Source organism: Brevundimonas sp. GCM10030266 (genome assembly GCF_042666595.1).
Taxonomy (GTDB): domain Bacteria; phylum Pseudomonadota; class Alphaproteobacteria; order Caulobacterales; family Caulobacteraceae; genus Brevundimonas.
In genome coordinates this window covers 328,090-347,813 of the sequence record NZ_JBHTCY010000001.1, presented here as the reverse complement: position 1 = coordinate 347,813, position 19,724 = coordinate 328,090, and the positions used below count along the sequence as shown (strand labels likewise).

Here is a 19,724-nt window from a genome sequence, read left to right as displayed (position 1 = left end):
GAAGGCGGCGCCTCAGCCGCCCTGCAGCGAACCCCAGGTCCGGGTCGGGGCGGCGGCGGCCTGCTGCCCGCCCGCGGCGTTGCGCGCGTTCAGCCAGGCCAGATTGCTGTCCGCCTGTTCCGGCGGCAGGTCGCGGCGCAGAATTTGTTCCGCCTCGCCCATCTTGCCGGTCAGGCCCAGCACCATGGCCAGGTTCAGCCGCACCTTCAGCGAGGCGCCCGGCTGGGCGGCGGCGCGGCGCAGCAGGGGTTCGGCGGCGGCGTTGTCGCCGCGCGCCATGGCCGAGATCGCCATATTGGTCAGCACGTCGGGATTGTCGGGCGCGATGGCCAGCGCCTGCGCCCAGGCGGCCTGGGCGTCGGCGGAGCGGCGCACCTGCTCATAGGCGGTGCCCAGAAGCGACCACGGGCGCCAGTCACCGGGACGGGCGTCACGCGCCTTCTCCAGCGCCTGGATTCCGTAGAAGGCCTGCCCGCGTGCGATGTGGCCGCGGCCGACCTCGAGCATGGCGTCATAGTTGGCTGGCTGCACCATCAGCACTCGCTGGGCCATGTCCGCCGACTGGTCATAGCGGCCCAGTTCGCGCAGGGCCTGCGCCGCCTTCACACCCGCGATCGGGTCCTGCGGCGAGATTTCGGCTTCCTGCGTCCAGAACACCGAGCGGGTCAGGGCGTCGGCGCGGTCGGCGGCGGCCCGGGCTTCCGCGCTGGCGGGCGGCGGCGGCGTGCGCGGCGCGGCGGGGGCCTCGGGCGAGGGGCCGGCCGTCGGCTGCTGCGCCAGCACGGGCGAGGCGAGGGCGGTGAACAGCAGGACGGTTGCGAGACGGGCGGTCGTGCGCGACATGGAAAGGCGCTCCGGAAAGATCGCCTCAAGAATCGGTCTTTCGCGTCAACTGCTGGTTAACAAAGGCCGCCGCCATGTCCGTTCTTCACCCCGACCTCCTGACCGCCGACGCCACGGGCGCCCTGCCGGTGCGCGTGACGGGCAAGGATCAGGCCCTGTCGGGCGCCGAGGCCGCATGGGCCGCCGCCAATGACTTCGCCGGCAAGGCGGGGCAACTGCTGCTGCTCCCCGGCGCGGACGGCGCCCTGACCGGGGCCCTGTTCGGCGCCGGTGACCGGTTCGAGCCGCTGAGCGCCCGCGCCCTGTCGGTGAAGCTGCCCGCCGGTCTGTGGCGTCTGGAGGGCGTCGAGGGCGAGGCGGCGTCGCAGGCGGCGCTGGCCTTCGCGCTGGGGGCCTATCGGTTTGATCGCTACAAGACCCGGCCTGCGCCCGGCGCCCGCCTGGCCGTGCCCGGCGTGGAGGTCCAGCCCCTGCTCGACATCGCCGCCGCCTGCGCCCTGACGCGCGAGATGGTCGACACCCCCGCCGCCGACATGGGGCCGCTGCAGATCGAGACCATCGCCCGCGAGATCGCCGAAAGTGCCGGGGCCAGCCTGTCGGTCATCACCGGCGACGCCCTGCTGGAGGAGAACTACCCCTCGGTCCACGCCGTCGGTCGCGCCGCTGCCCCTCATCGCGCGCCCCGCGTCATCGAGATCGGCTGGAATCTCGACAGGACCGACCTGCCGCTGGTGGCGCTCGTCGGCAAGGGCGTGGTCTTCGATACCGGCGGCCTGGACCTCAAGCCCGCCGCGGGCATGCGCAACATGAAGAAGGACATGGGCGGCTCGGCCCATGTGCTGGGCCTCGGGCGACTGGTGATGCAGGCCAGGCTGCCGGTGCGGCTGGTGGTGCTGGTGGCGGCGGTCGAGAACGCCGTCTCGGGCGACGCCTTCCGTCCGGGCGACATCCTGAACACCCGCAAGGGCCTGACCATAGAGGTCGGCAATACGGACGCCGAGGGGCGGCTGATCCTCGCCGACGTCCTGACCCGGGCCGCCGAGCACAATCCCGACCTGACGCTGGACTTCGCCACCCTGACCGGCGCCGCGCGGATGGCGCTGGGGCCGGAGCTACCGCCGCTCTACACCGACGACGAGGCGCTGGCCGCCGACATGCTCGCCGCCGCCGCCGCCGTCAGCGACCCCCTGTGGCGCATGCCCCTCTGGCCCGGTTACAAGCCGGCGCTGGAGGCCGAGATCGCCGACCTGCGCAACGACCCCGCCGCCTGGGCCCAGGCCGGTTCGGTCACCGCCGCCCTCTTCCTGCAGAAGTTCGCGCCGACGACCGGCGCCTGGGCGCATCTGGACATCTTCGCCTGGAACCCCCGCGCCCGCCCCGGCTGGCCCGAAGGCGGCGAGGCGCAGGGCTTGCGAGCGGCGTTCGAGATGCTGCGGCGCCGCTTTGCTTAGGTTCTAGGCTCTAGGGATCAGGTTTCAGGAAAGGTGCATCCCCTGGAACCTGACCCCCAGAACCCAGAACCTTCACTCCGTTAACCGCCCCTCCACCACCGCGCGTTAAAACACCGGCTCAACCGGATGAGCCTCGTTTGACCGCAGCCGCCGACATCCTCGACCCCCGCACGACGCTGGCCCGGCCCGATCTGGCCGAGCAGGCGCTGGAGGGCGTGGTCCCCGCCGCGACGTACCGCGCGACCCGGGCGATGCGCTGCACCGCGCCCGTGGCCGATGTGCATGGCGAGACCGGCGCGCGGATCGACCAGCTGATCTTCGGTGAGATTTTCGACGTTCTGGACGCCGACGGCGACCGCCTGTGGGGGCGCGCCCGTCGTGACGGCGTGGTCGGCTGGGTCAGCCGCGCGGACCTGACCGAGGGCGTCGTCCTGCCGGCCGCCCGCGTCGCCGCCGTCGACGCCGCCCTGCCGCTGAACGCCCTCGTCATTGAGGGCGAGGACGCCAGCTTCCAGCCGGTCGGCGATTTCGAGCGCGACCCTGTCGCCGTGGCCGAGCGGCTGCTCGGCGTGCCCCACGTCCCCGGCGCCCGCACCTCGCGCGGCACCGACTGCGCCGGTCTGGTGCAGCAGGCCCTCTACGCCTGCGGCCGCGCTGCCCCCCGCTATCCGGACCAGCAGGCCGAGCTTGGCCGCGAGGTCGCTCGCGCCGAGGCCCGTCGCGGCGATCTGGTGGTCTGGCTGCACGATGATCTGGGGCCGTGGAACGGCCACTCCGCCATTCTGCTGGACGCCGACCGCGTCCTGCACGCCACCGGCCACCATGGGGCGGTAGTCATCGAGCCCCTCGCCGAGGCCGAGGCCCGCTACGCCGCCGACGGCTTCCGGGCGGCGGTGTTCAGAAGGCTGTAGTTCCAGAAGCTATCGTCATCCCGGGGGCGCGTAGCGAACCCCGGGACCCAGCGGCGCCGCGACGGCGGCGAAACACACACTTCGAGAACTGATGCACCGGCGCTCTCGACAGCTTCGCGCTCTCGCGCGCCGCTGGGGCCCGACTTTCGTCGGGATGACGATAGCATCGGTGATGACCCCAACGAAAAAGGCCCCGCTGCTTCCAGCGGGGCCTTCTCGTCTCTGTCTAAACCTAGTGGTTCGACGGTGCGCTGGTCGAGGCCGGCGGCGCGACCGGCGGCGTCTGGGTGGTCGCCGGGACGGCGCCTTCGGCGGCCGGAGCCGCGCCTTCGGTGGCGGCGGCGCCTTCAGCGGGAGCCGCGCCCTCGGCCGGGGCTTCGCCTTCCGCCGGAGCAGCGGCGCCCGGCTGACGGGCGGGGTCCGGCGCCGGGATGGCGATGCCGCCCGAGCCCTGCGTGCGCAGCCAGGCGATCAGGTTGATGCGGGTCTGCTGGTCGCGGATGCCGGCGAACGACATCTTGGTGCCCGGCACATAGCGGGCCGGAGCGGTGATGAACTGATCCAGTTCGTCATAGCCCCAGGTCGGCGCCTCGGCCTTGTGGGCGTTCATGGCGTCCGAATAGGCGAAGCCGGGGCGGTGCATGACCGGACCGCCGACGACGGCCCACAGGTTCGGACCGATCTTGTCGGCGCCGCCCTGATGCGCGTCATGACAGGCCTGGCAGCGGGCGAAGGCGGCTTCACCAGCGGCCAGATCGGCGGTCGGCAGGACGGTGCCCCAGTCGGGCGGCAGGACCACTTCGGCGGGGCCGCCGGCGGCCTCTTCCGGCGCATCGACGAAATAGCCCATCTTCTCGGGGGCTTCGCTGTGATAGATCGCGCCCGTGATCTGTTGAACGCCGATGATGACCAGGGCGGTCGCCAGCGCAGCGCCCAGAATCTTGTTTCCGTTCAGACTGCCGCTCATCGAGTCGTCGCATCCCGTATTGTTATGGCCTTGTCGCACAGGCGACCGGCGAATTCTTGCGTGGCCGTGTCTTACACGCTAGCGCGACCTTCGCAACCGGCCCGGATCGACGTTTCAGCGTGTCCGGCGTTACAGGTCACGAGGCAGTCCGATGAATCCATTGATAATGATTCCCGCTCGCATGGCGGCGACCCGTTTGCCGGACAAGCCGCTGGCCGATATCGGCGGCAAGCCGATGATCGTCCGCGCCTATGAACAGGCCGTCCTGTCTGGACTTCAGGTCGCCGTCGCGGCCGGAGACCAGGCTATCGTGGACGCGATCGAGGCCATTGGCGGCGTGGCCGTCCTGACCGATCCGGACCTTCCCTCGGGCTCGGACCGAATTCGCGCCGCGCTGGAAGCCATCGACCCGGACGGCGCCTTTGACGCGGTGATCAACCTGCAGGGGGACATGCCCTTCGCCGATCCCGGTCTGGCCACCGCCTGCGCCGCCCTGCTGCATGGCCAGCCGGACTGCGACATCGCCACCCTGGTCGCGCCCGAGGCTGACGTCTCCGACCGGTCCAACCCCGATGTGGTCAAGGCGGTGGTGGCCCTGTCGGAAGAGGAGCGCCACGGCCGCGCCCTCTACTTCACCCGCTCGACCCTGTACGGCGACGCCCCCGTCTGGCGGCACATCGGCCTGTACGGCTACCGCCGCGAGGCCCTGCTGAAATTCTGCGCCGCCCCGCCGTCTCCACTGGAGAAGCGCGAGAAGCTGGAACAGCTCCGCGCGCTCGAAATGGGCCTGCAGATCTGGGCCGCCGTCATCGACGAAGCCCCGCTGTCGGTGGACAATCCGGCGGATCTGGAGGCCGCGCGCGAGGCAGCAGGAGTCAGGCAGCAGGCAGCAGATTGACCGCGCCGCTCTGACCCATAACTCCTGCTGCCTGCTGCCTGCTGCCTGCTGCCTCAGACGTCGAACCCATCCACCCACGCCTGGATCAGCGTGCGTGCGATGGCGATCCTCGGCGGCGCCTTGATGCTCGGGTGTGTCCCGGCCAGCACGTCGGCCGCTTCCGCCCGCGTCAGCCACGCCACCGCCTCCAGCTCCGTCTGGTCCGGCCGCGCGTCATCGCTGTCCACCTCGGCGAACAGGCCGATCATCAGCTGGGACGGGAAGGGCCAGGGCTGGCTCGAATGGTAGCGGACCTTCGTCGCCGTCAGCCCGGCCTCCTCGGCGATCTCGCGGGCGCAGCCTTCCTCGATGCTCTCGCCCGGCTCCAGGAAGCCGGCGAGCGCCGACATCCGGCCCTCCGGCCAGGCCGCCTGACGGCCCAGCAGGCAGCGGTCCTCGGCGCCGCCCTTATGGATGACCAGCATGATGGTCACCGGGTCCACGCGCGGGAAATGCTCGGTCCCGCAGGCCGGACAGACCCGCTTCCAGCCGCCCGAGGCGGTCTCGCTGGCCTTGCCGCAGGCGGCGCAGAAGCCGTGTCGCGCCCGCCAGTCGAACAGGCTCTTGGCCAGCCCCGCCATGGCCGCATCGGCGCCCGACAGCACTCCCGCCGCCTCACGCATGTCCATGAAGGCGCCCAGTCCCTGCAGCGGCCCCGCCGCCGGATCGACCGGCCCCTCGACCTCCACCGCGAAGACCGGAGCCTCCTTCCACAGACCCAAAAAGACTTCCCGGTCCGGCACGATGTCGCGGGCGTGGTTCAGCGACAGCCACTGCAGGCGCGGCCCGTCCGCATGGTCCTCGACCAGCGGCTTGCCCTGCCAGATCACCATGGCCAGGGCTTCGGGATTGCCCGCCTGCTCGGCCAGCCAGGCGGGATCGTTCCGTCGATCCCCCGCCCGATCGAGCGGATTGCCGGCGAAGGTGTTCTGGATAGACAGGGGCATGGCCCCGCTTCTAGCAAGGCGGCGCTTGCATCCGCGAGCCGGAATCGTCATATCCCGTCTCGGAGATCGCGGGCGAAGGCTTCGCCAATCTGGTCAGGGCCGGAAGGCAGCAGCCACAACGAATTCCCCTTCGGGTCGCGGTCTCCACCTTCCCTGAAAACTCAGCGGCCCTCGCGCAGGCGGAGCACCGATCGCACGGCGCCCAGCATCAGCACGCGCGCGCCGTCATCCTCCATGGCGAAGGCGACGTAGAGATCCCGCTGTCGGGCGACCGCCTCGATCTCGCCGCCGGCGAATTCCTGCAGCGCCGCTTCCGAGACGTACCGGCCATCGACCCGGGAGTAGAGCCACATCTTCTCTTCGTCCGGTGCGACGGCCCGCGCCCCCACCAGTGCGGTCAGACGCTGCTCGGCGTCCTCAAGCTCGAGCTCCGGCGACATCAGGCTGCAGATTTCCACCACCACGCTTTCGGCGCCCATCATCTCCTCGCCATCGCCCCAGCCGGTCAGCAGCAGTCCGGGCGCGCCGTCTGTCGCCTCACCGGTGGCCGGATTGAAATTGGTGTGCATCACCAACTCCCGGAACATCTCTTCCGCCATGTCGCCGAGCGCTTCGGTCGGGATTTCAGTCCAGCCGCGACGCTTTGCTTCGGCGTGCGCCGCCGGCCTGTCGCCATGGGTGGCGAAACACAGGTCGTGGAAGGTGTCGAACGGCTCCGCCGCGACCGGCGCGGCGAACAGCAGACCGGCGGCCAGCGCGGTCGCGGAAATAACCTTGAACATGTCGATGATCGCTCCCCTTGCCCGGCACGGTAGCACGCCCCTCGGGCCTCACAACCCGTTGACGATGTCGCGGCGTGTCAGACCACCCACAACTCCGTGCCCCAGCCCCTTCGCCCCGGCGCTGCGGCGGGTTAAGACTGGCGCATGAGCGACGTGGACCCGAATCTCGACGGCCCCCCGTGGGACGAAGACGCCCCCGAGGCGGTGGAAGAGCGCGACCCCAACACCGACGACATGTTCGGCGCCCCGCCCGTCGCGCCTGAACCCGCGCCTGAACCTGCGCCCGCCCCTGTGCAGGCCGCCGCGCCCCCCGCCGCTTCCAAACCCGCACCCGCCGCTGAACCCGCCGAGGGCGATGACGCCGCCTATCAGGTGCTGGCCCGCAAATACCGCCCGCGCACCTTCGAGGACCTGATCGGTCAGGAGGCGATGGTGCGCACCCTGACCAACGCCTTCGCCACGGGCCGCATCGCCCACGCCTTCATGCTCACCGGCGTGCGGGGGGTCGGCAAGACGACCACGGCCCGCCTGCTGGCCCGCGCCCTGAACAACGAGACCGACGTCATCGACCGCCCGTCGCTGGAGCTGTCGGCCAACGGCGTGCACGACGCCGCCATCATGGCCGGCCAGCACATGGACGTCATGGAGATGGACGCCGCCAGCCACACCGGCGTCAACGACATCCGCGATATCCTTGAAAGCGTCCGCTACGCCCCGGTCGAGGCGCGGTACAAGGTCTATGTCCTCGACGAGGTCCACATGCTGTCGACGCAGGCGTTCAACGCCCTGCTGAAGACGCTGGAGGAGCCGCCGCCCCACGCCAAATTCATCTTCGCCACCACCGAGATCCGCAAGGTCCCGGTGACCATTCTGTCCCGCTGCCAGCGTTTCGACCTGCGCCGCGTCGAGCCGGAAATCCTCGTCGAACACCTCGGCCGGGTCGCCGATCGCGAAGGCATGAAGATCGAGCAGGAGGCGCTGGCCCTGATCGCCCGCTCGGCCGAGGGCTCGGTCCGCGACGGCCTGTCGCTGCTCGATCAGGCCCTTGTGCAGGGCGAGCGCGGCGAGACGGTCCAGGCCACGGTCGTGCGCGACATGCTGGGTCTGGCCGATCGCACCCAGACCATCGCCCTGTTCGAGGCGATCATGGCCGGCCGCACACCCGAGGCGCTGGAGCTGTTCCGCACCCTCTACGGCTATGGCGCCGATCCGGTGCAGGTGACCAACGACCTGCTCGAGCATTGCCACGCCGCCTCGGTGGCCAAGATGCTGGGGCCCAACGCCACCCGCCTGCCCAATGATCAGGCCCAGAAGCTGACGGCGCTCGGCGCGGTCATCTCGGCCGGAACCCTGTCGCGCACCTGGCAGATGCTGCTCAAGGCGCTGGACGAGGTCCGGCGCGCGCCCAATCCCGCCGACGCCGTGGAGATGGCCATCGTGCGTCTGGCCTATGCCGCCGATCTGCCGGGACCCGAGGAGGCGCTCAAGGCCCTGCGCGACGGCGAACCGGTCGGCGGCGGCCCCGGCTCGGGCCAGCGCGTCGGCGGCGGGGGAGGCGGCGGCGCGTCCGCCCAGCTAGCCGCCCGACCCATGGCTGCGCCCGCCCTGCCGGACCCCCAGTCCTTCGAGCAGGTCGTCGCCCTGATCGGCGAGAAGCGCGAGGTCGGCCTGCAGATGGACGTGCAGCGCTTCGTCAAGCCGGTGGCCTTCAAGCCCGGCGCCATCACCTATGAAAGCGCGCCCGGCGCCCCGTTCGATCTGGCCCGGCGCCTGTCCGGCCGTCTGCGCGAATGGACCGGCCGCACCTGGCTGATCGCCGCCAACGGCCAGGGCGGCGGCGAGACCATCATCGAGATCGACAAGAAGAGACGCGCCCAGGAGCGCGCCGAGGTCGAGGCGGACCCCTTCGTCGTGGCCATCATGGAAGCCTTCCCGGGCGCGAAGATCGGCGAAATCCGCGTCACCGCCGCGCCGGTGGAGCTGCCGGTGATCCCGGACGAATCGGACGAGGAAGACTGAGGGGCAGGGGCGGCTTCCGACCCGTTTCGGGTGTTGAGGCGCAAGCCGGTTTCCATGGTGTATAAGAACCGCGTGTCTTCGAGGGGAGGCGTCTTGCAGAAGCTCGATCCATACTCCCGGAAAGCCTTGGCGGTTGTAGCCGCTTTCCTCTGCCCAGGGCTGTTTGTCGCCCTCCTGAGTCCAATCCTCAGCCCCTCGGATTGGAACCCTGGCGGCCTCAACATCGGAGTAGTCGATTTCATTGTTGCCGCCGCGGGGCATTCTCTCCTTGGTGCACTGTTTGGTTCGCCTGTTATATTGATGTCGTTTCTAATTTGGGCCGTGCTTCATAGACTCGAGCTTGTGAGAGGCTGGATATTCGGCCTCCTTGGCGCGATATTGGGCGCGCTTGTCGTTCTACTTCTGACGAGCGACTTCGATAGTGTGCATTGGGGCTTCTTCCGCGTCTTTTGTGCTGCGGGGCTTTTCACAGGCTTGATCGTCTGGATGATCGCATATGGTTGGCGCCGTCCCGTGGCAGCCAGTCTCTGACCACCCTTGGGCGAAGTTCGGCTCTCGCCCCATAGCAGCCGTCCACTGCATCCGCTTTTGGGCCAGCCCCGGAACCCTTGTCATCCCGGACGCCGCGAAGCGGTGATCCGGGACGCTCCGACCTGAAACACAAGACGCCCGGACGCTGCGTCAGCAGCGATCCGGGCGACAGGTAGACGCGGGAGCGATGGCCGCCCGTCTCCCGGATAACCGCTACGCGATTTCCGGGAGGGAAGGCGTTGGGGCATCCCGTCCCGTCCCGTCTCTCCGCTTCGCTTCGGCCGGGATGACAAGGGCCTCGACCCTAGAGGATCTGCGACGCCTCTTCGAACGCCAGTCGCGGCGAGCGCGGGAACAGGTTCTCGTCCGAGCCGTAGCCCAGGTTCATGATGAAGTTCGGCTCGACGTTCGAGTTCGGGAAGAACTCGGCCTTCACCGCCGCGGCGTCGAAGCCCGACATCGGTCCCACATCCAGACCCAGCGCCCGCGCGGCGATGGTCAGATAGCCGCCCTGCAGCGAGCTGTTGCGGAAGGCGCTCTCGCGGCGCATCGCTTCGTCGCCGAACCAGTCCTTGGCGCCCGGGGCGTGCGGGAACAGGACCGGCAGGGTCTCGGGGAAATCCAGGTCCTGGCCGATGATCACCGTCACCGGCGCCTGGGCCGTCTTGGCCCGGTTGCCTTCGCTCATCAGCGAGATCAGACGCGCCTTGGCTTCCGGCGAGGTGACGAAGACGAAGCGGGCCGGGGTGTTGTTCACCGCCGTCGGGCCGAATTTGGTCAGGTCGTACAGCTTGCGCAGCAGGGCCTCCGGCACGGGACGATCCGTCCAGCCGTTGCGGGTGCGGGCTTCGGTGAAAAGTTGGGCAAGGGCGGCGTCGGAAAGCGGGGCGTCGCGGTCGGTCAGAGCGTCAAAGGCCATCGAATGGTCCCTCCTGAAAATCAACTGCAACAGCAGCGGATGCGAAATAGGCGGGCGCGCTCCGGTCGCCAAGGGGTTCTGGAACATTTTCTGTTGCGGATCGACGTTCGGTCGCGCTCAAACCCCCTGTCGCCAGCGCGGCGAACCGCCTATCTAGGGAGCATGAAAGACCTCAACGCCCTTATGCAGCAGGCCCAGCAGATGCAGCAGCGTCTGCAGGACGCCCAGGCCCGAATGGCCGACACCGTCGCCTCCGGCACCTCCGGCGGCGGCCTCGTCACCGTGTCCCTCAAGGGCGCGGGCGAGATCACCGGCATCGCGATCGACGACAGCCTGATGGCTCCCGGCGAGGGCGAGATCCTGGCCGACCTGATCGTCGCCGCCCACGCAGACGCCAAGCGCAAGCTGGACGAGGCCAACGGGGCCCTGATGCGCGAGGCCGCCGGCCCGATGGCGGGGATGAACATCCCCGGCATGCCCAAACTCTTCTGATGGGCCAGGCCCTGCGGACGACCTGCCCCTGCTGTGGCTACCAGACCCTCGCCGAGGGCTGGGGGTCGTCCGAGGTCTGCCCGATCTGCTGGTGGGAGGATGACGGCGCCCAGCTGGGCAATCCGCTCCTGCGGGACGGCGCCAACGCCGTCAGCCTGGCCGAGGCCCAGATCTATTTCATCACCGCCGGGGTCAGCGATCCGCGCTTCTCGGCCCACGTTCGCCCGCCGGCCGACGATCTCGCCGACCCGGCCTGGCGTCCGCTGGACGGCCCGCGGGACCTGCAGGGTCGAAGCGTCGGCGCGCCCTACTGGCTGGAAACCTGATGGCCGCCTCCGCCGGACCTGAGATCGAACGCCTCATCAGCCTGCTGGCCAAGCTGCCGGGCATGGGCCCCCGCTCGGCCCGCCGCGCGGCGCTGGCCCTGCTGAAGAAGCGCGAGCAGTTGCTTGTCCCCCTCGCGGCCTCGCTCGCCGAGACGGCCGAGAAGGTCACCTCCTGCAGCGTCTGCGGCGCGCCGGACACCCGTAATCCCTGCTCCATCTGTTCGGACGGCGCCCGCGACAACGGCCTGATCTGCGTGGTCGAGGAGGCCGGCGCCCTGTGGGCCATGGAGCGCTCCGGCGCCTTCCGCGGCAAATACCATGTGCTGGGCGGCCTGCTGTCGGCGCTCGACGGCGTCGGCCCGGACGCCCTGCGGGTGGCCGAACTGGTCGGGCGGGTGCGCGGCGGCGAGGCGCGCGAGGTGGTGCTGGCCCTGCCCGCCACCGTCGACGGCCAGACCACGGCCCATTACCTCGCCGAACGCCTCGCCGGTGACGGCGTGGAGATCACCAGCCTCGCCCGCGGCGTCCCCGTCGGCGGCGAACTGGACTGGCTGGACGACGGCACCATCGTCCAGGCGCTCAGGGCCAGACGTCCGGCCTGATCGGGCGTACGACCAGAAATGACGCATCGGGCGGGCATGATGTGCGCATGACCCTCCTCGGTATTCCTTGCCTCGCCGCCTGCCCGCTCCCGGCCGATAGACGGGATAGACGGGATAGACGGCATAGACGGTGTATTTCGCCCGTCTCCACCGTCTCCCGTGTCTCGTCTTCCCATCGCCGTGGCGCAGGCCTCCGACTCCCGGTAAGGAACGGAGCATGAACGCTTCTCTCGTCGCCGCCATCGCCGCCGCCGTTGTCGCCCTGATCGCGCTTGCATGGGCCTTGATGGAGCGTCGCCGCGCCGCCGCCGCCGACGCCCGGGCGTGGGATCTGTCCCAGCGCTTCGCCGCCACCGAGGCCCGGCTGCACCTGGCCGAGGACGCCGCCGCCACCCAGACCGAACTCCTGCGCGCCCAGGCCGCCCAGTCGGCCCAGACCGCCGCCGAGGAGATGCTGAAGCGCACGGACGAGACCTTCCGCAACCGCGAGCTTCTGGCCCAGCAGCGGATGGACGCCCAGCTCAAGCCGGTCGCCGAGACCCTGGCCAAATTCCAGGAGCACGTGGCCGCGCTCGAGAAGACCCGCGCCGAGGAGACCGGCGGGCTGAAGGAACAGCTGGCCCAGCTGATGACCGCCTCCACCGCCACCCGCGACGAGGCCCGCAAGCTGACCGAGGCCCTGCGCGGCAATACCGGCCGTCGCGGTCGCTGGGGTGAACAGACCTGCCGCAATGTGCTGGAGGCCGCCGGCATGGCCGGTCGCTTCGACTTCGAGGAGCAGAACTCCTCCGCCAATGACGAGGGCCGTCAGCAGCGACCCGACTTCATCGTGCGCCTGCCCGGTGGCGGCATGTTCGTCATCGACGCCAAGGTGCCGCTGGCCTTCGACGACAGTCTCGATCAGGGTGATGAGGAGACGCGCGCCCACGCCCGTTCGGTCCGCATCGCCAACAGCCTGAAGACCCACATGCGTCAGCTGGCGTCCAAGGCCTATCAGGACCAGTTCAAGCCCAGCCCGGACTTCGTCGCCCTGTTCGTGCCCGGCGACGCCTTCCTCGCCGCCGCGCTGGACCACGAGCCGAACCTGCTGACCGACGCCATGGCCTCGCGCGTGGTCATCGTCACCCCGACCACCCTGTTCGCCCTGTGCAAGGCCGTCGCCTACGGCTGGCGCGCCGAGGAGCAGGCGAAGAACGCCGAGGACGTCGCGAAGCTGGGCAAGGAGCTCTACAAGCGTCTGTCCGTCATGGGCGGCCACGCCGCCTCGGTCGGCAAGGCGCTCGACGCCGCCGTCAATCGCTACAACCAGTTCGTCGGCTCGCTGGAGAGCCAGGTCATGGTCTCGGCCAAGCGGTTCGAGGACCTGCAGGTCGACCACGAGGGCAAGGACATCCCGGAGCTGCCGCCGGTCGAGCCGTCGCCCCGGACGCTCAGCCGTCCGGAGCTGGTCGAAAGCGCCCGCCTCAGCCTGACGGATAACGGATAGGACAAGTCTTGGCGTCTAATTGACAAGGGCGCTTGACAAGTTCTGACGCTGTTGTAAAACACCCTTGTCAAACAGACATGGGAGCTTGTCATGGCGTCGTCCGCCAAACCCAAACCGCCGATCGCGGGGCCGAAGGCCTTCCTGCTGATCATGGGCTTGTCCGGTCTCGCCGGCCTGCTGGCGGGCATCGCCAGCATCATGACCGACAACCTGCCCGGCGTGACCGGCTTTGTCGTCAACCTGCTGATCAACGGTACTGTCATGGCGATCGCCATGGGGCTGTGCGTCTGGTGGTGGCGGCGGATCGACGAGGCCGCCCGCGAAGCCCACAAATGGGCCTGGTGGTGGGGCGGCTGCTCCGGCATGGCGGTCGGGGGCGCGGTGCTCCTGACGCTGCTGAGCCGCGAGGACCAGACTATCCTGACAGGCCTGACGTCGAACGAGGTCCTGGCCTTCGGCATGACCCTGACGCTCGGCTTCCTGCTGGTCGGCTACACGATCGGCTGGGTCGCCTGGTGGGCGCAGCGCCGGTGAGGGCCCCGTCATGAACAACCGTCTCAAGGTCCTTCGCGCCGAGCGCAACTGGAGCCAGGCTGACCTGGCCGAGGCCCTCGGCGTGTCCCGCCAGACCGTCAACGCGCTGGAGACGGGTCGCTACGACCCCTCCCTCCCGCTCGCCTTCAAGATCGCCCGGGTTTTCGAACAACCCATCGAATCCATCTTCTCGGAATAGGAGACAGCCATGTCCCGCCTCTTCCCCGCCTCCATGCCCGATTGGGCCCGCGGCCTGCTCAAGGCCGCCGGTGCGGGCGCCGTCTGCGGCGCGCTCGGCTACCTCGCCGGCCATGTCGCCGCCGACTACTTCCCGGGTCTCGAGCCCGACTTCTCGGGCGTCCGCTGGGCCGATATCGTCGCTGGCCTGCTGGCCGTCATCCTGCTGATCGCCGGCGCCGCGACCTGGGCCATCACCCTGAACCGCGCCGGTCTCGGCCGGATGCTCAAGCTTGAAGGGCCTGCCGGTGACGACGAGATCCGCACCGCCCGCATCCAGGCGGCCGTGACCGGCCTGTCCGCCGTCATCCTGCCTCTGCCGATGATCCTGTCCGGCCTCGCCGTCGCCCCTTGGGCCGGTCTTGCCGGGGTTGGCTTCCTGCTGGCCGTACACACCATCCTGAACCTGCAGCTCTACCGCTCGGTGGACGAACTGTTCCGCCGCACCGTGGTCGAGGCCGGGGCCGTGACCTTCTGGCTGGGGCAGGGGCTGTTGTTCCTCTGGGCCGCCGCCGAGCGCCTCGCCGTCGCCCCGCCGATCACCGCCTGGGATGTCTATGTCGTCCTGATGGGCGTCTATCTGGTGGTCTCCATGATCGTGACCATGCGTCGCGGCCTGGCCTGATCGCCTCGTCCAACCGCTTTTCTTCCCCGAACCGCCTTTCAAGGAGAGACTTCCAATGACGCTCGCCTCACGCCTGAAAACCACCGCCGCCGCCGCTGGCCGCAACGCCCTCGGCGCCATGCTGGGCCTCGGCCTGGCCGCCGCCATCGCCTTCCAGCCGGTCCAGGCCCTCGCCCAGACCGCCGCGCCGACCGCCGCCCCCGTCGCAACGCCCCGGGCCGAGGGCGCCGGTCCGGCCCTCTGGGTCATCCGCGATGCGGACTCGACCATCTATCTGTTCGGCACGGTCCACGTCCTGCGTCCCACCACCGGCTGGGCCACCGACCGCGTCGACCAGGCCTTCGACAGCGCCGACCAGATCTGGTTCGAGGTCACCAACCCCGATGACACCGCGAGCATGATGCCGCTCGTCCAGCGTCTTGGCCTGTCGCCGCAGACCCCGCTGTCCAGCCTGCTGAACGCCGAGGAGAACGCCGACCTCCAGGCCGCCGCCGCCTCGATCGGCGTCCCGGCCGCCCAACTGGACATCTACCGTCCGTGGCTGGCGGGCCTGACCCTGTCGATGGCCCCGCTGGTCAAGGCGGGTTACGATCCGGCGTCGGGTGTCGAACTGGTCCTGAAGGCCCGCGCCCAGGCCGCCGGCAAGCCGCTCCACGGCTTCGAGACGCTCGAGGAGCAGGTGGGCCTCATCGCCGGCCTGCCGGATGACGCCCAGCTCGACTTCCTGCGCAGCACGCTGGAGACCTTCGACAACGCCACGGTCGAGCTGGACCGTCTGGTCGGTTCGTGGGCCGCTGGCGATGTCGCGGCCATCGAACGCTATGCCGTCGACGAGATGAAGGAAGACAATCTGGTCGTCTATGACACCCTGCTGACTCGCCGGAACGTCAACTGGGCGGGCCAGATCCAGACCCTGCTGGAGGGCTCGGGCACGGCCTTCATCGCCGTCGGTGCGGCGCATCTGGTCGGCGATGACAGCGTCCAGTCGATCCTGGCCCAGCGCGGCGTCACCGCCACGCGGGTCGAGTAACCGGCGCGCTGTCGCCTTCGGGACGCATCAGGGCTGGATGCGTCCCGGCAGGCTCAGATCGCCCGAGGCGACGTCGAACACGTCCGAGATGCACAGCAGGGGGGCGTGAAGGTTGGCGTTGACCAGCAGGGCCGAGGTCACGCCGTCGAACCTGACCCCCTCGGGGGCGCCGATGACCCCGGCGGGGATGCGCACCGTGACCAGATCCCCGCCCAGCCGGGTCGGATAGTCCGGACTGTCGATCAGCAGGGGGACATTGGGCCAGGTCGCGGGCACCCGGGGCGTGGTTCCCGCCGGGATGTCGCGCACCTTCAGGGCGCCCGGACCGCAGGCCTCGTCCGGAACCAGCACCACCCAGTGCGGATGCCAGACGTGGCGATTGACCCCGCCATAGGCCGCGTCGTCGAAGTCGGGATGGAAGGTGACCGCGAGCGCCAGAATGCCCTGATCGCTCTCGAACCCGACCGACGCGCTGTCCAGCGAGGTCGGCCAGACATAGCTGAACACAGCGCTGCCGGCGAACTGGCCGACCGCCTTGGGCTTCACTTCCCCGGCCTCGCCCCGGACCTGGACGGTGAAGACCACATCGGCCCCCTCCGACCTGACATCGGTGCGGACGATATCGAAGGCCGCCGTCTCGGCGGGCTGGGGCGGGGAGGTGATGGCCTGGGCCGCCGCGGCGCAGGGCAAGATCAGGGCGGCAAGGCAGGCGAGGAGGCTCAGGGCGTTCATCGGGCGTCTCCTGTGGAGGGCGAAAGGGGAGCGTCAGCTTCGGATAAAGGCCAGCAGGTCCGGGTTCACGACGTCCGGATTGATCGTGCACAGGCCATGGCCCAGCCCGTCGTAAATCTTGGTCGTGGCGTTCCGCAGCAGGGGGGCGGACAGGCGGGCCGAGGCGCCGATGGGGACGATCTGGTCGTCCGTCCCGTGCATCACCAGCGTCGGCACGGCGATGGCCTTGAGGTCGTCGGTGAAGTCGGTCTCCGAGAAGGCCTTGATGCAGTCGTAGTGGGCCTTGGCCCCGCCCATCATGCCCTGCCGCCACCAGTTGGCGATCACGCCTTCCTGCGGCTGGGCGCCCGGGCGATTGAAGCCGTAGAAGGGGCCGCTGGGCACGTCGCGATAGAACTGGGCGCGGTTGGCGACCAGCGCCGCGCGGAAGCTGTCGAACACCTCCAGCGGTAGACCGCCCGGATTGGCCGGCGTCCGGACCATCAGCGGCGGGACCGCGCCGATCAGCACCGCCTTGGCGACCCGTCCGCCTCCGCCGTGGCGGGCGACATAGCGGGCGACCTCGCCGCCGCCGGTCGAGTGACCGATGTGGATCGCGCCGCGCAGATCCAGCGCGCTGGCCAGCGCCGCGACGTCGGCGGCATAGGTGTCCATCTCATTGCCGGTCCAGGTCTGGTCCGAACGTCCGTGTCCGCGGCGATCATGGGCGATCACCCGATAGCCCTCGGCCAGGAAGAACAGCATCTGGTTGTCCCAGTCGTCCGCACTCAGCGGCCAGCCATGGTGGAAGACGATGGGCGTGGCGTCCTTGGGCCCCCAGTCCTTGTAGAAGATCCGCGTGCCGTCGCTGGTGGTGATGAAGGACATGGTCTGCTCTCCGGAATGGATCGGGGGAATGGCCGAGGCCGAGGCCTGACCGGGCAGGGCGGTCGCCAGTCCAAGCGCGCCGGCCCCGAGGAGCAGGCCTCGACGCGAGGCGTCCGTGGCGGCGGTGGCGGGCTCTGGGGACATGGTCGGGCTCCGACTGGGTTGCAGTAGAAGGATCGCCGACGGTTCCCGCGCTGAACACTCGGCCATTCGGCCACGCCCCTTCACCTTTGGTATTATGGACGCCACGCTGTGGACGTACTGTGATCGCCCAAGGCGTGGGGGCGTCGAGGTTCGGGCGGGGCGATGAACGACGGGATCAGATCTGGCGGCGCCGGGAAGGAGGTCTTCTCGCTCTGGCCGACACCGGACGACTTCGACCGGTCGCCCGGCGCGGCCGTGCCCGACTGGGTCGTCAACCGCCCAGCTCCCGACCGTCTGCCGGTCAGCCGCACCGAGGTCGCCATGGTCGGGGCGCTGGGCGTGATGTTCCTCGGCGGCGCCCTGGCCCTGATCGCGGGCGAGACGCAGGCTTTCCTGTGGGGCGCCGGCGCGGTCATCCTTCTGGTCGGCCTGATGCTGTCCCGCCGTCAGAGGCGCGCCGAGGCCGTCGAGGCGCACTGGCGCGCCACCCTGTTCGAGCGTCCCGGACTGTCCCTCTGGCGCGAGGACTGGACCGCCGTGGGAGAGGCGATCCGGGATCTGAAGCTGGCGGGGGTGCACGATATCGGCGCCTGGTATGCGGCGCGGCCGGACGAGGCGCGGGCGCTCCGCCGGCGGGTCATGGTCAAGGACGTGAACGCCTTCGCGGTCCGCATGATGGGCGCGGGGTCGAAGGCCGATCTGATCGGACCGCTGGACCGGCTCCTGCCGGACAGTGACCAGACCTTCGGCCAGTGGCTGGTCGCCTTCGGGCGCGGCGACGCCTTCTACCGGTCCGAAACCCATATCGTCCGGCCGGACGGCTCACATCTGGACTGCCTGTTCACCGCCGCCCTGCCGACGACCCTGGATGGCTTCCGGGACATCCTCGTCACCGCCCTGGACGTCACCGATTACAAGCGGCTGCAGACCCGGCTGGTCGAGGCCCAGACGGAGGCGGCGCGCGCGTCCCGGATTTCCACCGTCGGGGCGCTGACGGCCTCCATCGCGCACGAGGTCAACACGCCCCTGGCCTCCATTCTCGCCAATGTGCAGGCGGCGCTGCGCTGGCTCCGTCGGGACGCGCCCAACCTGCCGGAGGCCGAGCAGGCGCTGGATCGGGCCGTGGTGGACGCCAGCCGCACCCAGGAGGTGGTCGGTCGAACCCGCGACTTCCTCAGCGCCTCGCCGCCGGACGTGCAGCCGATCGATCTGGCGGAGACCGCGCGTGTCGCCGCCATCCTGATCGACCGCGAGCTCCGGCTGCACGACGCCTCCGTGCATCTGGACGCCGCGGAAGACCTGCCCAGGGTGCTGGCGGACCCGGTCCAGATGCAGCAGGTGCTTGTGAACCTGATGGTCAACGGCCTGCAGGCCATGACCGCCGGTCCCGCGCCGCGGGATCTGAACGTTCAGGTGCGCGCGGTGGAGGACAGGGTCCAGATCGCCGTCACCGACCACGGACCGGGCGTGGCCCCGCACCTGCGCGCCCATCTGTTCGAACCGTTCATCTCGGGCAGGCCCGGCGGCATGGGAATGGGGCTGGCCATCTGCCGCAACACCGTTGAGGCGCTGGGCGGACGCATCTGGCTGGAGACGCGCCCGGGGCCGGGCGCCACCTTCGTCGTCAGCTTGCCGGCGCCGGGCTCTGCTCCGGATGCGTAAGCCGGTCGGCCATCCGCACCCAGTCCGCCAGGGTGATCGCCTTCATCTTCTGCATCGCCGACTTGCGGTGGGTCTTGATGGTGGCCTCGCTCAGCGACAACTCGGCCGCCGCCTGCTTGTTCAGCCGTCCCGCCGTGACCAGCGTCATCACCTGTCGCTCGCGCGGCGAAAGGCTGGCGTAGCGGCGCTCCAGTTCGGCGGCGTTCTCCCGCTCCCCCAATCGCGCCTGATCGCGCGCGACGGCGGCGACGACGGCGTCGAACAGGTCCTGGTCCCGCACCGGCTTGGTCAGGAAGTCGACCGCGCCGGCCTTCATGGCGCGAACGCTCATGGCGATGTCGCCGTATCCGGTCATGATGATGACGGGCTGCTGCAGTCCCTGCGCCGCCATACGCCCCTGCAGGTCCAGGCCGTTGCCGTCCGGCAGGCGCACATCGACCAGTACGCAGCCCGCCCGCTCGCCCTTGTCAGCGGCCATGAAGGCCTCGATGGAGCCGTGTTCCATCGTCTCGTAGCTCATCGAGCGCAGCAGGCCCCGGAGGGCTTCCCGGAGCAGGCTGTCGTCATCGACGATGTGGATCAGCGGCGGCATGGCGAGCGTCGGTTGGGAGGCGGACAGCCCAAGCTTGCACCAATACGGTCGCGCAGTCTTTTCAAGGTTTGCGGTTTCCATTTCGCTC

Annotated in this window: 22 protein-coding genes and 1 other RNA gene; 15 read left to right on the top strand and 8 right to left on the bottom strand. The window is 69.7% G+C overall.

Features of this window, described 5'->3' with window-relative positions:
* Positions 1-12: 12 nt before the first annotated feature.
* Positions 13-843, bottom strand: a complete 831-nt coding sequence (locus tag ACFQQC_RS01905) for a tetratricopeptide repeat protein (protein WP_376859148.1) — start codon at positions 841-843, stop codon at positions 13-15.
* Between the two features lie 74 nt (positions 844-917).
* Between ACFQQC_RS01905 and ACFQQC_RS01900 the strand changes: the two genes are divergently transcribed.
* On the top strand, positions 918-2,294 hold the full coding sequence (locus ACFQQC_RS01900; protein WP_376859146.1) for a leucyl aminopeptidase family protein: 1,377 nt from the start codon (positions 918-920) through the stop codon (positions 2,292-2,294).
* A 137-nt stretch (positions 2,295-2,431) separates the two neighbouring features.
* Entirely contained in the window at positions 2,432-3,205 is a 774-nt protein-coding gene (locus ACFQQC_RS01895) for an NlpC/P60 family protein (RefSeq protein WP_376859144.1), read from the top strand.
* Positions 3,206-3,437: 232 nt separating this feature from the next.
* On the opposite strand, the gene ACFQQC_RS01890 is transcribed toward ACFQQC_RS01895, so the two are convergent.
* Entirely contained in the window at positions 3,438-4,172 is a 735-nt protein-coding gene (locus ACFQQC_RS01890; RefSeq protein ID WP_376859142.1) for a c-type cytochrome, read from the bottom strand.
* Between the two features lie 151 nt (positions 4,173-4,323).
* On the opposite strand from ACFQQC_RS01890, the gene ACFQQC_RS01885 reads away from it, so the two are divergent.
* Positions 4,324-5,070: a 3-deoxy-manno-octulosonate cytidylyltransferase gene (locus ACFQQC_RS01885; RefSeq protein ID WP_376859140.1), complete on the top strand. Its 747-nt coding sequence runs from the start codon at positions 4,324-4,326 to the stop codon at positions 5,068-5,070.
* 53 nt (positions 5,071-5,123) lie between these two features.
* Here ACFQQC_RS01885 and nudC read toward each other — a convergent pair whose 3' ends face one another.
* On the bottom strand, positions 5,124-6,056 hold the full coding sequence (gene nudC / locus ACFQQC_RS01880) for an NAD(+) diphosphatase (protein WP_376859138.1): 933 nt from the start codon (positions 6,054-6,056) through the stop codon (positions 5,124-5,126).
* Between the two features lie 58 nt (positions 6,057-6,114).
* On the opposite strand from nudC, the gene ffs reads away from it, so the two are divergent.
* An RNA gene (gene ffs, locus ACFQQC_RS01875) (signal recognition particle sRNA small type) lies at positions 6,115-6,208 on the top strand.
* Positions 6,209-6,217: 9 nt separating this feature from the next.
* Here the strand turns inward: ffs and ACFQQC_RS01870 are convergent.
* Positions 6,218-6,838, bottom strand: coding sequence for a hypothetical protein (locus ACFQQC_RS01870; protein ID WP_376859136.1), 621 nt, complete (start codon positions 6,836-6,838; stop codon positions 6,218-6,220).
* Between the two features lie 144 nt (positions 6,839-6,982).
* On the opposite strand from ACFQQC_RS01870, the gene ACFQQC_RS01865 reads away from it, so the two are divergent.
* Positions 6,983-8,857, top strand: coding sequence for a DNA polymerase III subunit gamma/tau (locus ACFQQC_RS01865; protein WP_376859134.1), 1,875 nt, complete (start codon positions 6,983-6,985; stop codon positions 8,855-8,857).
* Positions 8,858-8,950: 93 nt separating this feature from the next.
* The gene (locus ACFQQC_RS01860) at positions 8,951-9,388 is read left to right on the top strand and encodes a hypothetical protein (protein ID WP_376859132.1); all 438 of its coding nucleotides are present in this window, start codon (positions 8,951-8,953) and stop codon (positions 9,386-9,388) included.
* A 304-nt stretch (positions 9,389-9,692) separates the two neighbouring features.
* Here ACFQQC_RS01860 and ACFQQC_RS01855 read toward each other — a convergent pair whose 3' ends face one another.
* On the bottom strand, positions 9,693-10,307 hold the full coding sequence (locus ACFQQC_RS01855; RefSeq protein WP_376859130.1) for a malonic semialdehyde reductase: 615 nt from the start codon (positions 10,305-10,307) through the stop codon (positions 9,693-9,695).
* Between the two features lie 162 nt (positions 10,308-10,469).
* Here ACFQQC_RS01855 and ACFQQC_RS01850 point away from each other — a divergent pair, with 162 nt between their 5' ends.
* The 8 genes from ACFQQC_RS01850 to ACFQQC_RS01815 all read left to right on the top strand — a co-directional run bounded on the left by ACFQQC_RS01850 (position 10,470) and on the right by ACFQQC_RS01815 (position 15,639).
* Positions 10,470-10,799 carry a YbaB/EbfC family nucleoid-associated protein gene (locus ACFQQC_RS01850; RefSeq protein ID WP_376859128.1) on the top strand — a complete coding sequence of 110 codons (330 nt, stop codon included), beginning with the start codon at positions 10,470-10,472 and terminating at the stop codon, positions 10,797-10,799.
* Positions 10,799-11,125, top strand: a complete 327-nt coding sequence (locus ACFQQC_RS01845; protein WP_376859126.1) for a CPCC family cysteine-rich protein — start codon at positions 10,799-10,801, stop codon at positions 11,123-11,125. Before ACFQQC_RS01850 ends, ACFQQC_RS01845 begins: the two co-directional genes overlap by 1 nt.
* A complete protein-coding gene (gene recR / locus ACFQQC_RS01840; RefSeq protein ID WP_376859124.1) occupies positions 11,125-11,727 on the top strand; it encodes a recombination mediator RecR in 603 nt (200 codons plus the stop codon). Before ACFQQC_RS01845 ends, recR begins: the two co-directional genes overlap by 1 nt.
* A gap of 217 nt (positions 11,728-11,944) precedes the next feature.
* The gene (locus tag ACFQQC_RS01835) at positions 11,945-13,213 is read left to right on the top strand and encodes a DNA recombination protein RmuC (protein ID WP_376859122.1); all 1,269 of its coding nucleotides are present in this window, start codon (positions 11,945-11,947) and stop codon (positions 13,211-13,213) included.
* 90 nt (positions 13,214-13,303) lie between these two features.
* Entirely contained in the window at positions 13,304-13,747 is a 444-nt protein-coding gene (locus tag ACFQQC_RS01830; protein WP_376859121.1) for a hypothetical protein, read from the top strand.
* 10 nt (positions 13,748-13,757) lie between these two features.
* A complete protein-coding gene (locus ACFQQC_RS01825; protein ID WP_141627858.1) occupies positions 13,758-13,946 on the top strand; it encodes a helix-turn-helix transcriptional regulator in 189 nt (62 codons plus the stop codon).
* A gap of 9 nt (positions 13,947-13,955) precedes the next feature.
* Positions 13,956-14,609, top strand: coding sequence for a hypothetical protein (locus ACFQQC_RS01820; RefSeq protein ID WP_376859119.1), 654 nt, complete (start codon positions 13,956-13,958; stop codon positions 14,607-14,609).
* Between the two features lie 55 nt (positions 14,610-14,664).
* Positions 14,665-15,639, top strand: a complete 975-nt coding sequence (locus ACFQQC_RS01815) for a TraB/GumN family protein (RefSeq protein WP_376859118.1) — start codon at positions 14,665-14,667, stop codon at positions 15,637-15,639.
* Between the two features lie 27 nt (positions 15,640-15,666).
* Here ACFQQC_RS01815 and ACFQQC_RS01810 read toward each other — a convergent pair whose 3' ends face one another.
* Together ACFQQC_RS01810 and ACFQQC_RS01805 are read right to left on the bottom strand one after the other, a co-directional pair.
* The gene (locus ACFQQC_RS01810) at positions 15,667-16,371 is read right to left on the bottom strand and encodes a hypothetical protein (protein ID WP_376859117.1); all 705 of its coding nucleotides are present in this window, start codon (positions 16,369-16,371) and stop codon (positions 15,667-15,669) included.
* A 33-nt stretch (positions 16,372-16,404) separates the two neighbouring features.
* Positions 16,405-17,238, bottom strand: a complete 834-nt coding sequence (locus tag ACFQQC_RS01805) for an alpha/beta fold hydrolase (RefSeq protein WP_376860830.1) — start codon at positions 17,236-17,238, stop codon at positions 16,405-16,407.
* A 306-nt stretch (positions 17,239-17,544) separates the two neighbouring features.
* On the opposite strand from ACFQQC_RS01805, the gene ACFQQC_RS01800 reads away from it, so the two are divergent.
* Complete coding sequence (locus ACFQQC_RS01800) at positions 17,545-19,044, top strand: sensor histidine kinase (protein WP_376859116.1); 1,500 nt, start codon at positions 17,545-17,547, stop codon at positions 19,042-19,044.
* On the opposite strand, the gene ACFQQC_RS01795 is transcribed toward ACFQQC_RS01800, so the two are convergent.
* The gene (locus tag ACFQQC_RS01795; RefSeq protein WP_376859115.1) at positions 19,007-19,636 is read right to left on the bottom strand and encodes a response regulator transcription factor; all 630 of its coding nucleotides are present in this window, start codon (positions 19,634-19,636) and stop codon (positions 19,007-19,009) included. The two genes, ACFQQC_RS01800 and ACFQQC_RS01795, sit on opposite strands and share 38 nt — an antisense overlap.
* Positions 19,637-19,724 lie beyond the last annotated feature (88 nt).

Bases quoted from the DNA above. Each gene is read 5' to 3' on its own strand.
- ACFQQC_RS01905 (WP_376859148.1), bottom strand. From the start codon at position 843: ATGTCGCGCACGACCGCCCGTCTCGCAACCGTCCTGCTGTTCACCGCC.
- ACFQQC_RS01900 (WP_376859146.1), top strand. From the start codon at position 918: ATGTCCGTTCTTCACCCCGACCTCCTGACCGCCGACGCCACGGGCGCC.
- ACFQQC_RS01890 (WP_376859142.1), bottom strand. From the start codon at position 4,172: ATGAGCGGCAGTCTGAACGGAAACAAGATTCTGGGCGCTGCGCTGGCG.
- ACFQQC_RS01885 (WP_376859140.1), top strand. From the start codon at position 4,324: ATGAATCCATTGATAATGATTCCCGCTCGCATGGCGGCGACCCGTTTG.
- nudC (WP_376859138.1), bottom strand. From the start codon at position 6,056: ATGCCCCTGTCTATCCAGAACACCTTCGCCGGCAATCCGCTCGATCGG.
- ACFQQC_RS01870 (WP_376859136.1), bottom strand. From the start codon at position 6,838: ATGTTCAAGGTTATTTCCGCGACCGCGCTGGCCGCCGGTCTGCTGTTC.
- ACFQQC_RS01865 (WP_376859134.1), top strand. From the start codon at position 6,983: ATGAGCGACGTGGACCCGAATCTCGACGGCCCCCCGTGGGACGAAGAC.
- ACFQQC_RS01855 (WP_376859130.1), bottom strand. From the start codon at position 10,307: ATGGCCTTTGACGCTCTGACCGACCGCGACGCCCCGCTTTCCGACGCC.
- ACFQQC_RS01850 (WP_376859128.1), top strand. From the start codon at position 10,470: ATGAAAGACCTCAACGCCCTTATGCAGCAGGCCCAGCAGATGCAGCAG.
- ACFQQC_RS01845 (WP_376859126.1), top strand. From the start codon at position 10,799: ATGGGCCAGGCCCTGCGGACGACCTGCCCCTGCTGTGGCTACCAGACC.
- recR (WP_376859124.1), top strand. From the start codon at position 11,125: ATGGCCGCCTCCGCCGGACCTGAGATCGAACGCCTCATCAGCCTGCTG.
- ACFQQC_RS01835 (WP_376859122.1), top strand. From the start codon at position 11,945: ATGAACGCTTCTCTCGTCGCCGCCATCGCCGCCGCCGTTGTCGCCCTG.
- ACFQQC_RS01830 (WP_376859121.1), top strand. From the start codon at position 13,304: ATGGCGTCGTCCGCCAAACCCAAACCGCCGATCGCGGGGCCGAAGGCC.
- ACFQQC_RS01825 (WP_141627858.1), top strand. From the start codon at position 13,758: ATGAACAACCGTCTCAAGGTCCTTCGCGCCGAGCGCAACTGGAGCCAG.
- ACFQQC_RS01820 (WP_376859119.1), top strand. From the start codon at position 13,956: ATGTCCCGCCTCTTCCCCGCCTCCATGCCCGATTGGGCCCGCGGCCTG.
- ACFQQC_RS01815 (WP_376859118.1), top strand. From the start codon at position 14,665: ATGACGCTCGCCTCACGCCTGAAAACCACCGCCGCCGCCGCTGGCCGC.
- ACFQQC_RS01810 (WP_376859117.1), bottom strand. From the start codon at position 16,371: ATGAACGCCCTGAGCCTCCTCGCCTGCCTTGCCGCCCTGATCTTGCCC.
- ACFQQC_RS01805 (WP_376860830.1), bottom strand. From the start codon at position 17,238: ATGTCCTTCATCACCACCAGCGACGGCACGCGGATCTTCTACAAGGAC.
- ACFQQC_RS01800 (WP_376859116.1), top strand. From the start codon at position 17,545: ATGAACGACGGGATCAGATCTGGCGGCGCCGGGAAGGAGGTCTTCTCG.
- ACFQQC_RS01795 (WP_376859115.1), bottom strand. From the start codon at position 19,636: ATGCCGCCGCTGATCCACATCGTCGATGACGACAGCCTGCTCCGGGAA.